Annotated in this window: 9 protein-coding genes; 2 read left to right on the top strand and 7 right to left on the bottom strand. The window is 67.8% G+C overall.

The genetic code is table 11. The features are described from left to right. Positions 1-195: 195 nt before the first annotated feature. Positions 196-1,482, top strand: coding sequence for an aromatic ring-hydroxylating dioxygenase subunit alpha (locus tag OP497_RS04605; protein ID WP_280546844.1), 1,287 nt, complete (start codon positions 196-198; stop codon positions 1,480-1,482). 200 nt (positions 1,483-1,682) lie between these two features. Here OP497_RS04605 and OP497_RS04600 read toward each other — a convergent pair whose 3' ends face one another. From OP497_RS04600 to fdhA, 4 genes are all read right to left on the bottom strand, one after another. Then, positions 1,683-2,030, bottom strand: a complete 348-nt coding sequence (locus OP497_RS04600) for a hypothetical protein (RefSeq protein WP_280546843.1) — start codon at positions 2,028-2,030, stop codon at positions 1,683-1,685. Between the two features lie 158 nt (positions 2,031-2,188). After that, positions 2,189-5,173 (bottom strand): molybdopterin-dependent oxidoreductase, encoded by a 2,985-nt coding sequence (locus OP497_RS04595; RefSeq protein WP_280546841.1) that lies wholly within the window; start codon positions 5,171-5,173, stop codon positions 2,189-2,191. Between the two features lie 11 nt (positions 5,174-5,184). Beyond that, entirely contained in the window at positions 5,185-6,930 is a 1,746-nt protein-coding gene (locus OP497_RS04590) for an NADH-ubiquinone oxidoreductase-F iron-sulfur binding region domain-containing protein (protein WP_280546840.1), read from the bottom strand. A gap of 130 nt (positions 6,931-7,060) precedes the next feature. Then, positions 7,061-8,254, bottom strand: a complete 1,194-nt coding sequence (gene fdhA, locus OP497_RS04585; RefSeq protein ID WP_280546839.1) for a formaldehyde dehydrogenase, glutathione-independent — start codon at positions 8,252-8,254, stop codon at positions 7,061-7,063. Positions 8,255-8,562: 308 nt separating this feature from the next. Here fdhA and OP497_RS04580 point away from each other — a divergent pair, with 308 nt between their 5' ends. Continuing rightward, positions 8,563-9,087, top strand: coding sequence for an invasion associated locus B family protein (locus tag OP497_RS04580; RefSeq protein WP_280546838.1), 525 nt, complete (start codon positions 8,563-8,565; stop codon positions 9,085-9,087). Positions 9,088-9,161: 74 nt separating this feature from the next. On the opposite strand, the gene OP497_RS04575 is transcribed toward OP497_RS04580, so the two are convergent. Genes OP497_RS04575 through OP497_RS04565 form a run of 3 tightly spaced genes read right to left on the bottom strand, consistent with a single transcriptional unit; the run spans position 9,162 to position 13,298 of the window. Beyond that, positions 9,162-9,968, bottom strand: a complete 807-nt coding sequence (locus OP497_RS04575; protein ID WP_280546837.1) for an electron transfer flavoprotein subunit beta — start codon at positions 9,966-9,968, stop codon at positions 9,162-9,164. Beyond that, positions 9,958-11,253 carry an electron transfer flavoprotein subunit alpha/FixB family protein gene (locus OP497_RS04570; RefSeq protein WP_280546836.1) on the bottom strand — a complete coding sequence of 432 codons (1,296 nt, stop codon included), beginning with the start codon at positions 11,251-11,253 and terminating at the stop codon, positions 9,958-9,960. The genes OP497_RS04575 and OP497_RS04570 overlap by 11 nt, the downstream gene beginning before the upstream one ends. After that, positions 11,250-13,298 carry a (Fe-S)-binding protein gene (locus tag OP497_RS04565; protein ID WP_280546835.1) on the bottom strand — a complete coding sequence of 683 codons (2,049 nt, stop codon included), beginning with the start codon at positions 13,296-13,298 and terminating at the stop codon, positions 11,250-11,252. Before OP497_RS04565 ends, OP497_RS04570 begins: the two co-directional genes overlap by 4 nt. Positions 13,299-13,399: the final 101 nt, after the last annotated feature.

Below are 13,399 nucleotides of genomic sequence, written 5' to 3'. Positions count from 1 at the left end.
ACCGGCAACTTTATCTTGTGGTCCGCGTCGCTACTGCATCATCGCGAGTCGCGACGAGACAACTGGACTCGAAGCCGCTGATCCACACTCGCTACAATCCGCCACTGCCAACGGCCGTGAGCGGCCACCATCGGTTCCTTTTTTCCCGAACAACCGCGAGGCCGCCAAAACGGCCCAGCAAGAGGATGTATCGCAATGGACCCTATGTCTCCCGCTCGTCTGGATGATCCTTTGGCACCGGCCCGCGAGGCAACGGCCGAGATGCTGACCCACCGCCAGCATCACTTCTCGCTACCCCAACCCTTCTACAACGACGAACGGCTGTTCCGCCTGGACATGCAGGAAATCTTCGAGAAGGAGTGGCTGTTTGCCGGGATGACCTGCGAGATTCCCGCCAAGGGCAACTTCATGACCCTGGAGGCGGGCGACAACCCGGTAGTCATCGTGCGGGGCGATAACGGCAGGATCCATGCCTTTCACAACGTCTGCCGGCATCGCGGCTCCCGGCTCTGCGTCAGCGACAAGGGAAAGGTCGCCAAGCTGGTCTGTCCCTACCACCAGTGGACCTACGAGCTGGATGGCCGGCTGCTGTTCGCGGGCAGCGACATGGGGGTGAACTTCGACCTCGCCGCCTACGGACTCAAGCCGGTGAACGTGCGCACCGCCGGCGGCTATCTCTTCGTCAGCCTGGCCGATGAGCCCCCGGCCATCGAGGAGCTCCTCGAAAGCCTGGCGCACTACCTCGCCCCCTACGACATGGACAACGTCAAGGTGGCGGTAGAATCCAGCATCATCGAGCAGGCCAACTGGAAACTGGTGATCGAGAATAACCGCGAGTGCTACCACTGCAATGCGGCCCATCCGGAGCTGCTCAGCTCGCTGCAAGAGTTCGACGACAGCGACGACCCCCGCGCCACCCCGACCTACAAGGCGCTGGTGGCGCACAAGCAGCAGCAGTGGGGAGAGATGGGCGTGCCCTGGCAGCTGAGGCGACTGGGCAAGCGCAACCGCCTGACCCGCACCCCGCTGCTAGAAGGCACCGTCTCGATGACCCTGGACGGCAAACCAGGATGCAGGAAATTGATGGGCCGCCTCCCCAGCGCCGACCTCGGAGCCCTGCGCATCCTGCACCTGCCCAACTCCTGGAACCACTTCATGGGTGATCATGCCGTGGTGTTCCGGGTGATGCCGCTGGGGCCCCAGCAGACGGTGGTGACCACCAAGTGGCTGGTCCACAAGGACGCCGTGGAGGGCGTCGATTACGATCCGACCCAGCTGCGCCGCGTCTGGGACGCCACCAACGAACAGGATCGCCGACTGACCGAAGAGAACCAGCGCGGGATCAACTCCCGGGGTTATGAGCCCGGCCCCTACTCGGAGACCTTCGAGTTCGGGGTGATCGACTTCATCGACTGGTACAGCGAGAGCCTGCTGGAGAACCTCGGCCATACCGCCCCGCACCTAAAGCTGGCGGAAGGCTGACCGCTTGCTTGCCATGCTCGCCGGGTCCAGCAAGGGTTTGGCAAGCCGCTGCGACTCTACGCGAAACCCTACAAGGAAGCAGGTATAGATAAGTACTTCCAAAGAACAAGCACTTACAAAAAGGACGCCCCCGATCTCGGGGGCGTCTTGCTTTCACTGGCGTGAACCGCCAATGCTAGGTGCTATGAATCGGCAATATCTCACTCATCGTCCACCGGGTTGGCCGCCGAATCCGTGGCCTTGACCCGGTCAGGCACCTCATCTTCGCTCAGCGTTTCACCATTGGGTCCTACCGCCTCATCGAGATCACCTTCTTCAACCGGGTTGGCCGCCGAATCCGTGGACTTGACGCGGTCAGGCACCTTGTCTTCACTCACCATTTCGCCATCCCTAAGGGTTTCGTCCAGATCACCCTCTTCCACGGGATTGGCCGCCGAATCCGTGGCCTTTGCTGCTGGCTCATCGGCAGCAAAGGCCTGTGGACCAAGGACCAAGCCAAATGCGATACCAAGAATACCGACCTTCTTAAGTACGTCCTGTGGGATCATATATGTGACCTCCGTTGGCTTCGGAAAATGCGCCTCAATAGGCGAATGCAACATCATATCTTGCTAATTAGGTTAGACACCCTTGGCGCAAAATGTTGCAAGTCATGCACAACGCGCATACACCAGCGGAAGTCTAATTTATACCAGCCTCACGGACCTCAGTCGCCCTCCGCCAATGCCGATGCGGCATAACCCAAGTGGCATGCGGCATACTTGAATTCCGGGATCTTGCCGTACGGGTCGAGCGCCGGGTTGGTCAGGATGTTGGCCGCCGCCTCCACGTAGCAGAAGGGCACGAACACCATCCCCTCGGCCATCAGCGGATCGACCCGCGTCTTCAGGGTGATGGCGCCCCGCCGGGTGGTGATGGTAATCGGCTCGCCCGGCGCCATGCGCAGGCGCAGCAGTTCGGCCGGGGCGAGGCTCGCCACCGCCTCGGGCTCAAGCTCGTCGAGCACCCGGGAGCGGCGGGTCATGGAGCCGGTGTGCCAGTGCTCCAGCTGACGCCCGGTGATCAGTACCGTCGGGTAGTCGCCATCGATGGGCTCGTCCGGGGGCAGCGGACGGGTCGGGGTGAACCGCGCCCGCCCGCTAGCGGTGGGGAAGGCCTCACTGAACACCACGTCGGCACCCGGGGCGTCGGCGGCGGGGCACGGGTAGGTGACCGAGCTCTCGCGCTCCAAGCGTGCCCAGGAGATATGGTCGAGGGAGGCCATGCCCTGCTGCATCTCGGCGAACACCTCGCGCGGGTGCGTGTAATCCCAGCCCAGGCCCAGCCGATTGGCGATCTGCTGGATGATCCACCAGTCGGGCCTGGCATCAAAGGGCAGTGGCACGGCGGCGCGGCCCAGCTGCACCTGGCGATTGGTGTTGGTCACCGTGCCGTCCTTCTCCGGCCAGCTTGATGCCGGCAGGATGACGTCGGCGAACTGGGCGGTCTCGGTGACGAACAGGTCTTGCACCACCAGGTGCTCGAGCCTGGCCAGGGCCGCCCGGGCATGGTCGAGGTCCGGGTCGGACATCGCCGGGTTCTCGCCGAGGATGTACATCCCCTTGATGGTCCCGGCCGCGATGGCATCCATGATCTCCACCACGGTGAGCCCGGGCGTGGCGTCGAGCGGGGTGTTCCACAGCTCCTCGAAGGCGGCACGCACCTGGGCGTCGCTCACCGGCTGGTAGTCGGGCAGCACCATGGGGATCAGGCCGGCGTCGGAGGCGCCCTGGACGTTGTTCTGGCCGCGCAGCGGGTGCAGGCCGGTGCCGGGGCGGCCGGTGTGGCCACAGGCCAGGGCCAGGGAGATCAGGCAGCGGGCATTGTCGGTACCGTGCACGTGCTGGGAGATGCCCATCCCCCAGAAGATCATCGCCTTGTCGGCGTTGGCATAGAGCCGGGCGAGCTCGCGGATCTGTTCGGGGGCGACGCCACAGGCCGGCGACATCGCCTCGGGGGTCAGGTCCTGCACATGGGCCTTGAGCGCCTCGAAACCCTCGGTGTGGGCATCGATATAGGCCTGATCAAAGAGCCCCTCGCTGACGATGACATTGAGCATGGCGTTGTAGAGCGAGACGTCGCCACCGGGGGTGAAGCGCACGCTGCGGTGGGCATAGGCGTCCAGCGCCTGGCCACGGGGGTCGAGGATGATCAGCTTGGTGCCGTTTCTGGCCGCCTGCTTGAAGTAGGTGGCCGCCACCGGGTGATTGATCGCCGGGTTGCAGCCGGTGAGGATCACCACCTCGGCCTCGAGGGCCTGCATGAAGGAGGCGGTCACCCCCCCCGAGCCGATGCACTCCATCAGCGCCGCCACGGAGCTTGCGTGACAGAGCCGGGTGCAGTGGTCGACATGGTTGGAGCCGAAGCCGGTGCGCACCAGCTTCTGGAACAGCCAGGCCTCCTCGTTGGAGCACTTGGCGCTGCCGAAGCCGGCCAGGGCGTCGGGACCATGGGCCGCCTTGAGATCGCCGAGTCTCCGGGCGGCGAGGTCCAGCGCCTCCTCCCAGCTCGCCTCGCGGAAATGGGTCAGCGGGTCGAGGGGGTCGAAGCCGGGATCGAGCCCCTTGGGCACGCCCGGCCGGCGGATCAGCGGCCGAGTGAGGCGTGCGGGATGGTAAGGGTAGTCGAAGCCGAAGCGGCCCTTGACGCACAGCCGGCCCTGGTTGGACGGTCCATTTCGACCCTCGACGAAGAGTATACGTCCTTCGCTCGGGGCTGACCCGGCGACAGTACTGCGGGGAGGCGCTGTGGATCCTTCCCTGGACGCTACCTCGGCCGTCCCTGGTCCTCGGACCTCCCCTTCGCCCTGCCCCCGGTGCCCCTCGCGGTCACTGGGGCCCTCCTGAATATGGTAGGTGAGCTGACAGCCCACCCCGCAGTAGGGGCAGACCGAATCCACGGTGCGATCGGCCGCCTGCGAGTCGCCGTGCCCCGCGGCATCGACCAGGGTCGCCGGCATCAGCGCCCCGGTGGGACAGGCCTGGACGCACTCGCCGCAGGCCACGCAGGTGCTCGCGCCCATGGGGTCGTCGAAGTCGAAGACGATCTTGGCGGCGGCGCCGCGATGGGCCAGGCCGATGACATCGTTGCCCTGGACCTCGCGGCAGGCGCGCACGCAGAGGTTGCACGCGATGCAGGCATCGAGATTGACGTTCATCGCCGAATGGCTGGCGTCATGGCCGTGGGCATGGGGGAGCGCGGCGTCGCGTTCGGCGACATGGTGCACCGTGGGGGCGCCTCGCTCGGCACGCGCCGGCAGCCATTCGCGCACCGCGCTGGCGTCGATGGCCAACTGGTCGGCCATGGCCCAGAAGTGGCTCGAGCGGTCGGGGCTGTCATCGCGCTCGGGCTGGTCGGCCATCAGCAGCTCCATGACGCCCTCGCGGGAGACTCGCGCCCGCTCGGAGCTGGCGCTCTTCACCACCATGGCGGGGGTCGCCTCGCGCAGGCAGCTCGCCGCCAGCACCCGCTCGCCCTCGATCTCCACCATGCAGGCGCGGCAGTTGCCGTCGCTGCGGTAGCCGGGGGCATCCTTGAAGCAGAGGTGCGGGATGGTCTCGCCGGCGCGCCTGGCCACCTGCCAGAGGGTCTCGCCGGGACGGGCGCTGACCTCGGCGCCATCCAGGGTCAGGGTAAAGGTCTCTTGTGCCATCGTCAGTCTCCCTACCCTTTCACGATCACGTTCTGGCCGGCGAGCTCGCCACGGAAATCCTTGAGCAGCCCCAGCACCGGATTGGGCGCCGCCTGGCCCAGGCCACAGATGGAGGCGTCCATCATCACCCGGGACAAGCGCTCGAGCTCCTCGACGCGCCATTCGTCGCGCTCGAGCAGGGTCAGCATCTTCTCGGTGCCCACCCGGCACGGCGTGCACTGACCGCAGGATTCGTCGGCGAAGAAGGCCAGCAGATTGGTGGCCACCGCCCTGAGGTCGTCCTGGTCGGAGAGCACGATGATCGCCGCCGAACCGATAAAGCAGCCGTGTTCCTGAAGCGTATCGAAATCGAGGGGAATGTCCGCCTTGCTGGCCGGCAATATCCCCCCGGAGGCGCCGCCGGGCAGGTAGCCGGCGAGCCGGTGCCCCTGGGCCATGCCGCCGCCGTGCTCCTCGACCAGCTCGTTCAAGGTGATGCCGGCAGGCACCAGGTGGACCCCAGGACGCCGCACCCGGCCGGAGAGCGAGAAGCTGCGCAGGCCCTGGCGGCCGTGGCGACCCTGGCCAGCGAACCAGTCGGCGCCCTTCTCCCAGATCAACGGGATCCAGGTGACGGTCTCGACGTTGTTGACCAGGGTCGGCTGGCCGAAGAGGCCCTGCTGGGCGACGAAGGGCGGGCGATGGCGCGGCTTGCCGGGCTTGCCCTCCAGCGACTCGATCATCGCCGACTCCTCGCCGCAGATGTAGGCCCCGGCGCCGCGGCGCAGCACGATATAGCCCGGCGGCACCAGGTCGGCGGCCTCGAGCTCGCCGATCGCCTCGTGCAGCACCCGGTGCAGGCCGGGGTACTCGTCACGCAGGTAGATATAGAGCGCGCAGGCCTCCACCGCCCAGGCGCTGACCAGGGCCCCCTCGAGGAAGCGGTGCGGCGAGCGCTCCAGGTAGTAACGGTCCTTGAAGGTGCCGGGCTCGCCCTCGTCGGCATTGATCGCGCAGTAGCGCGGCCCCCGCTCCTGGCGCACGGAGCGCCACTTCTTGAAGGTGGGGAAGCCGGCGCCGCCCAGGCCGCGCAGGTTGGCGGTCTCGAGCATCGCCATCAGTGCCTCGACGGTGATGCGTCCCGCGCGGCAGTCAGCGAGCAGCCCGTGGCCGCCCTCGCCGCGATAGTCCGCCAGGCGCTGCCAGACGATCGCCTCGGGATGGAAGTGGCCGGTATCCACCACCGCCTCCACGCCCTCGGCGGTGGCGAAGAGCACATGGTGGTGCCCCACTTCCACCACCGGTGCCGTCTCGCAGCGCCCCATGCAGGGCGCGCGCAGCACCCGCACCGCCTGCGGGTCGACACCGGCCGCCAGTTGCGCCTTGAGCGTCGCCGCGCCGGCCAGCTGGCAGGAGAGTGAATCGCAGACCCGCACCGTCACCGCCGGCGGCGGCGACTGGTCGTCATGCACCACGTCGAAGTGGGCGTAGAAGGTCGCCGTCTCGTAGACCGCCGCCATGGGCAGGTTCATGTAGGCGGCCAGCGCCCGCAGGTTCACCAGCGAGAGATGGCCATGGGCGTCCTGGAGAGCGTGCAGGTGCTCGATCAGCAAATCACGGCGCCGCAGCCCCGGATCGCTGCGCTCGTCGCCGAGCAGCTGACGCAACGAGGCGAGGGCGACGGGGGGCAGCTCACGGCCACGGGGCCTGCTGCGGAAACGGCGCTTGGGGGTGACGGTCTCGACGGTCATGGCGTGCTCGTTGTTATCGGTTGGCACTTGCCTATCCTGCATGTTGGCACCGGCCCCGGGCAGGGGCAATGCCCGGCTGGTCCGGGAGGCAACCGACGGATATGCAGGAGCCGTTTCGGGAATGGCCCGGCCTGGGGCCGGGGCAGGTCACAGGTAATCAGGCGGCGACGCTGCCGTGGGGGTCGATGACGAATTTCTTCGCCGCACCGCCATCGAAATCGGCGTATCCCTGAGGCGCCTGGTCCAGAGTGATCATCTGGACATTGACCGCATCGGCGATATTCACCTTGCCGAACAGGATCGCCTGCATCAGCGGACGGTGGTACTTCATCACCGGACACTGCCCGGTGTGGAAGCTATGCGACTTGGCCCAGCCGAGGCCGAATTGCATGCTCAGCGCGCCATGCTTGGCGGCATCGTCGGTGGCGCCGGGGTCCTCGGTCACGTAGAGGCCGGGGATGCCGATCTGGCCGCCGGCCCGGGTCAGTGACATGGCGGAGTTGAGCACGGTGGCGGGGGCCTCCTTGCCATGGTTGCAACCACAGGCATGGGCCTCGAAGCCGACGCAGTCGACGAAGGCATCGACCTCGCGCTCGCCGAGAATCGCCTCGATCCGGTCGGCCATGTCGCCCTCCTGGGTCAGGTCGAGGGTTTCGCAACCGAAGCTGCGCGCCTGGGCCAGGCGCTCCTCGATCATGTCGCCGACGATCACACAGGCGGCCCCGAGCAGCTGGGCGGAGACCGCCGCCGCCAGGCCCACCGGACCCGCGCCGGCGATGTAGACGGTGCTGCCCGGCCCGACGCCCGCGGTCACGCAGCCGTGGAAGCCGGTGGGGAAGATGTCGGAGAGCAGGGTCAGGTCACGGATCTTCTCCATGGCCTGGTCGGCGTCCGGGAACTTCAGGAGGTTGAAGTCCGCATAGGGCACCATGACGTACTCGGTCTGGCCGCCGACCCAGCCGCCCATGTCGACGTAGCCGTAGGCCGCCCCCGGGCGTGCGGGATTGACGTTGAGGCAGATCCCGGTCCGGCCCTCCTTGCAGTTGCGGCAGCGACCGCAGGCGATATTGAACGGCACCGAGACCAGGTCACCGGGCTTGATGAACTCGACGTCGCGGCCGGCTTCGATGACCCGGCCGGTGATCTCGTGGCCCAGCACCAGGCCGGACGGCGCGGTGGTGCGGCCACGCACCATGTGCTGGTCGCTGCCGCAGATGTTGGTGGTGACGACCTTCAGGATCACGCCGTGGTCGCACTTGCGGTTGCCGAGGGCGAGTTCCGGATAGGCGATGGATTCGACGGCGACGTTGCCCGGGCCCTTGTAGACGACTCCGCGGTTGGCTGCACTCATGGCTAGCTCCTCGATATTGTTGTAACGGACGGCGTTGTAGCGTGGCGGAGGCTTCCGCTGCTCCAGCCTAAGGCCTGCGAGGCGGCCCACTTGTCCCAGAGAGGCACCCGCATGCCTCCTCGAGACATCGCCTCGCCCCCAGGGGCCGACAGGCCACCTATGGTCGCATTCAGGACATCGCCCTCTCCTCCCGTTCCTGGTATGTTCGCGCCGGCCATCGGGTGGCGGGGGTCGACCTCGCGTCGACGAACAGGCATGGTTGTGCTCCATGTCCCGTCATGACCCCCGAGGCCAAGGAGGAACTACCGATGTCGAACCGTTTCGCAAGACGCCTGTGCCTGACCGCCCTGCTGTCGCTGATAGCCCTGGCCTCCCAGGCTGTTGCCCAGCAGGCATCGCCGGGAGCTGAAGTCGAGACCGAGCAATTCCGGGACTGGGAGGTCATCTGCCCGCCCGCCGGGAGCCAGGGCGCCTGCACCATGAGCCAACTGGTCACCAATCCGGGCAGCAACGATCCCTTGATGCGGGTGATCGTAGGCTATCCCCCCGAGCTCGAGGGCCGACCGGCGATGACCTTCCTGCTGCCGCTGGGCGTGCGTCTCGCCCCGGGCCTGCAGCTCAGCGTGGGAGGCGGCGAGCCGGCCCAGTTCCCCTACCAGGTCTGCCTGGAACAGAGCTGCCGCGCCGACCTGCCACTTGAACCCTCCCTGCTGCAGGGACTGCGCAGCGGCAGCAGCGCGACCCTCAGCCTGATCGGGCCGCGCGGCAATCGCATGGACCTGGACATCTCCCTGATGGGCTTCACCGACGCCAGCGAGCGCATCGCGCCCTGACGTTCTCGCCTGCCCCGCACGGACGACAGCCCCGGCAAGGTGCCGGGGCTGTCGTCGTCTGGCCGACCGCATGATCAGCGGGTCAGGACGCCCTCCTCGCGCAGCAGCCTGAGGATCGCCTCGGCCCCCTCTGCCGGCGTGGCGTCGGCAAGCACCTGTCCCCCCCCGCCCTCGGCCTTGGCCGCCGCGGCCTTGAACCGATCCCGCGCCGAGGCCGCCTTGATGATCTTCAGGCGCTTTGGCCGCTTGCGAGCCGGCTGAACCTGCCACTTGGCCAGTTCCTCGTCGTGGACCACCTGAGCCTCCTCTAGCACCAACTGACCCCGCCGGGCCGGGCCATAGGCACTCTGGCGCGGCGACGGCGCGGCGGCGTTCACGGTGACGATGACCGGCAGGCGGACCCTCAGGCGCCGCCGCTGTCCGCGGGGCAGGGCCTGCAGCAGGGTGGCGACGCCCTCCGCGACCTCTTCCACGGCCGCCAGGCCGCTGACCAGCGGCCAGCCGAGCCGCTCGGCCAGCAGGTAGGGCAGCAGGCCGGAGCCCTCGCCCTGCTCGGCTCGCTCACCGGTGATCACCAGCTGTGGCGCCGCCTGGCCCAGGGTATCGGCCAGGGCCGGCAGCACGTCGGCCCCATCGGGCTGCTCGAGCAGCGAGAGGGACTCGAAGCCCATCCCCAGATAGCCGCGCAGGGCCGTCTCGCTGGCATCGCCCAGAGGGCCCGCATGCAGCAGGCTCACCTCGGCCTGCGGTATCGAGCGGGCCAGTTCCACGCCCCGGGCATCCTGATCGGCCTGCCTGCCGCGGCCGGTCAGCGGGTGACGCCCGACGGAGACCAGCACGGTTATCGCCAGGTTCGGTGCCATACCCTTCTCAGGCTGCATCACGCTTCTCCTCCCTTGACTGCTCCACCAGGGCCACCAGCGCCTCGAGCACCCTGGCCGAGTCGCCGATCACCGCCAGGTCGGCGCGCTTGATCATGTCGCAGCCGGGATCCATGTTGATGGCCACCACCTTGTCGCAGCGCTGGATCCCCTGCAGGTGCTGGATGGCCCCGCTGATGCCCACGGCCACATAGACCCGGGCGCTAACCCAGGTGCCGGTGGCGCCGACTTGCCGGTCGCGGGCCATGTGTCCGTCGTCCACCGCCACCCGGGAAGCCCCCTCGGTCGCCCTCAGCACCTCGGCAGCATGATGGAAGCCCTCCCAGTCCCGCACGCCGTTGCCGGCGGAGAGGATGAACTCGGCCTCGGACAGCGCCACCCCGGCCGGGTCCACTGCCACCTGGCCGAGGTCCTCGAGGCGCGCCAGCTGCGGCGGCAAAGCCTCGGGCAGGGCCAGAAGGCGGGCTGCGTGGCGGGTCTCGCTAACCGGCTCGGCGCACTCGGCCAGGATCAGGGCCAGGCGCGGCAAGGGCCGCCGGATATCCAGGCTGTTCGCCGCGCCCCGGGCGGTGCAGCACCAGCCCAGCGGACTCCCGGCGTCGGCCTCCAGCTGCCAGACGCCGGTGGCCGGTCGCTCGCCGAGCCGCGCCGCCAACCGCCGGCCCAGGTCGGCACCGCCCAGCGGGGAGTCCGGCAGCAGCCAGTGCCTGGGTGTCCAGGCCTGCTCCACCGCCGCCAGGGCGCCGAGCCGGGCCTCGGGGGAGAAGCCGGCAAAGGCCTCATCGTCGAAATGCAGCACCCGATCGATTCCCGCGTCGCCGACGCCATTCTCCTTGTGCCCGCCGAAGACCACGGCCAGCACTGCTCCCCGGCTATCCGGGTCGGCATCGGCCAGCTGACGGGCGAACCCCAGCAGGTCGCGGTCGTGGGAGGTCAGGCGCCCGCCGGCCATGTCCGGCACCACGGCGACCAGAAAGGCGGGCTCGGGAATCTCGACAAGGCGGCGATCATCCTTGACCACCTGGCGGGTGCCCCCCGGAGCCTCGCCGCCCTGCTGGGCGCCACTGCGGTCGATGCGCTTTACGCCATGGGGCCCGATAAAGCCCACGGTACGCGGATTCCGGCGAATCAGGCCATTTGGCCCCAGCCATTCACTGGCCGCCTCCTGGCCGCCCCCTGTGCCCAGTTCAGCCAGCACCTCGAGGTGCCGGGGATGCAGCCGGTTTCGGGCGATCCACGCCTGGCGGGGATCGCGACGCAGCATCTCGCTGTTGGACTCACTCATAGCGGGACCTCCTCGGCCAGGTGTCTTGTCGACCGCGCATCGTGGCCAACCGCATCGGTGGCTACCGATGTCGAGGGTTCCACCAGGGCCTCGGCGACCAGCTCGGCGATATCGCGAACCTCGGCACCGGCATCGACGACGCCTTCCAGCATGGCGGTGCATTGCGGGCAGCCCACCGCCACCAGCTCGGCTCCGGTCTCGCGGACATCGTTCATACGCATATCGGGGATCCGCCGCTTGCCGGGAATATCGGTGATCGGCGCGCCACCGCCGCCACCGCAGCAGCGCGAACGGAAGCCGGAGCGTTCCATCTCGGCGACCTCGATACCCAGTGCACGGAGCACCTGACGCGGGGCCTCGTACTCGCCGTTGTAACGGCCGAGATAGCAAGGGTCGTGCCAGGTCACGCGCCCGCCCTTCCAGGGCCGGAAGGCCAGGCGACCCGCCTCGTAAAGCTCGGCGATATAGGTGCTGTGGTGACGCACTTCATAGACGCCACCCAGTTCGCCGTACTCATTGCCCAGCACGTGAAAGCTGTGAGGGTCGCAGGTCAGGATCTGCTGGAAACGATATGTCGCCAGGGTGGCGATGTTGCGCCGCGCCAGGCTCTGAAAGGTGGCCTCGTCGCCCAGGCGCCGGGCCACGTCGCCGCTGTCGCGCTCCTCGTTGCCGAGCACGGCAAAATCCACGCGAGCGGCACGCAGGACCTTCACCAACGCCCTGAGCGTGCGCTGGTTGCGCATGTCGAAGGCCCCGTCGCCGAGCCAGAGCAGGACGTCGACCTGCTGGAGGTCGGCCATCAATGGCAGTTCCAGATCAGTAGCCCAGTGCATCCGGGCACCGGGGTCGAAGCCGCCGGGATTGTCGGTGGCGATCAGGTTATCGAGCACTTCGGGCGCCTTGTTGGGGGTCTGGCCACGCTCGAGGGTCAGGAAACGACGCATGTCGACGATGGCATCGACGTGCTCGATCATCATTGGGCACTCCTCGACACAGGCCCGGCAGGTGGTGCAGGACCACAGGGTCTCGGCGTCCACCAGGGCCTTGCCGTCATGCTCGTGAAGCGAAGCCACGATGGGCCCATGGGGGGAACCATACCGTTCAAGTGAGTGCTCACCAACGGGCTTTCCCCCAGGCTCTTGTGAAGGATAGGGGCTGCCGGCATAGGCCGCGTCACTGCCCCCGGCCATGCCCACCACCATGTCCTGGATCAGCTTCTTGGGATTGAGCGGCTGGCCGGCGGCGAAGGCCGGGCAAACCGCCTCGCAGCGGCCACACTGTACGCAGGCATCGAAGCCGAGCAGCTGGTTCCAGGTGAAGTCGGCGGGCGTCTCGACGCCTAGCGGCGCCTCGGGATCGTCCAGGTCCAGGGCCTTGAGGCCGGTGGAACGCCCCTCACCGCCGGCCTTCGTGGAAAAGCGCTCCGGACGGCGATGGAAGGCCAGGTGCAGGGCACCGGCGAAGGCGTGCTTCATGGGCCCGCCCCAGGTCATGCCGACGACCAACTCGGCCAGGCCCCAGACCACCACGGCGGCCAGCACCAGGACCAGTATCCAACTCCCGAAGTCGGCGGGCAGGATGCCCACCGTGGGCAGGGTGATGGCGAAGACGCCGAGAGAGAAGGCCATCAGGCTCTTGGGCAGGCGCATCCACGGGCCCTTGGAGAGCCGTGACGGCGGGTTGCGGCGGCGCCGATAGACGAACAGGCTGCCGAGGAACATGGTGGCGCTGGCCACCAGCAGTGCCCAACCGAGCACGCCGGCAGCCAGACCAGAGCCCAGCCCCAGGCCGTGGACCAGGATCAACAACACCGCCGCGGCGACGAAGCCGCCGGCGGTGGCCACATGGGTGTTGGACATCACCCTGTCGCGCCCTACCACATGGTGCAGGTCCACCAGATAGCGGCGCGGCATGGCCGCCAGGCCCTTGAGAATCGGGACAGGCGATGGCCGCCCCTGGCGCCACAGGCGGATGCGCCGCCCGGCGCCGAGCAGAGCCAGCGCCAGGGCGGCGAAGATCAGAATCGGAAGAATGGTATTCAGCATCACGGCTCACCTGACGGGCGAGCTGGAAGCTGGAAGCCGGAAGCTGGAAGAAAAGGGCGAAAAGGGCGCGTTTCACTTCCAGCTTCTAGCTTCTGGCTTCC

This window comes from Halomonas sp. 11-S5 (assembly GCF_029889825.1).
Taxonomy (GTDB): Bacteria; Pseudomonadota; Gammaproteobacteria; order Pseudomonadales; family Halomonadaceae; genus Halomonas.
Note: the sequence above shows the minus strand (reverse complement) of the source record. Positions and strands in the feature narration are given on the sequence as shown.

Excerpts from the sequence above, each read along its gene's own strand:
- OP497_RS04605 (WP_280546844.1), top strand. The coding sequence starts at position 196 with ATGGACCCTATGTCTCCCGCTCGTCTGGATGATCCTTTGGCACCGGCC.
- OP497_RS04600 (WP_280546843.1), bottom strand. The coding sequence starts at position 2,030 with ATGATCCCACAGGACGTACTTAAGAAGGTCGGTATTCTTGGTATCGCA.
- OP497_RS04595 (WP_280546841.1), bottom strand. The coding sequence starts at position 5,173 with ATGGCACAAGAGACCTTTACCCTGACCCTGGATGGCGCCGAGGTCAGC.
- fdhA (WP_280546839.1), bottom strand. The coding sequence starts at position 8,254 with ATGAGTGCAGCCAACCGCGGAGTCGTCTACAAGGGCCCGGGCAACGTC.
- OP497_RS04580 (WP_280546838.1), top strand. The coding sequence starts at position 8,563 with ATGTCGAACCGTTTCGCAAGACGCCTGTGCCTGACCGCCCTGCTGTCG.
- OP497_RS04575 (WP_280546837.1), bottom strand. The coding sequence starts at position 9,968 with ATGCAGCCTGAGAAGGGTATGGCACCGAACCTGGCGATAACCGTGCTG.
- OP497_RS04570 (WP_280546836.1), bottom strand. The coding sequence starts at position 11,253 with ATGAGTGAGTCCAACAGCGAGATGCTGCGTCGCGATCCCCGCCAGGCG.
- OP497_RS04565 (WP_280546835.1), bottom strand. The coding sequence starts at position 13,298 with ATGCTGAATACCATTCTTCCGATTCTGATCTTCGCCGCCCTGGCGCTG.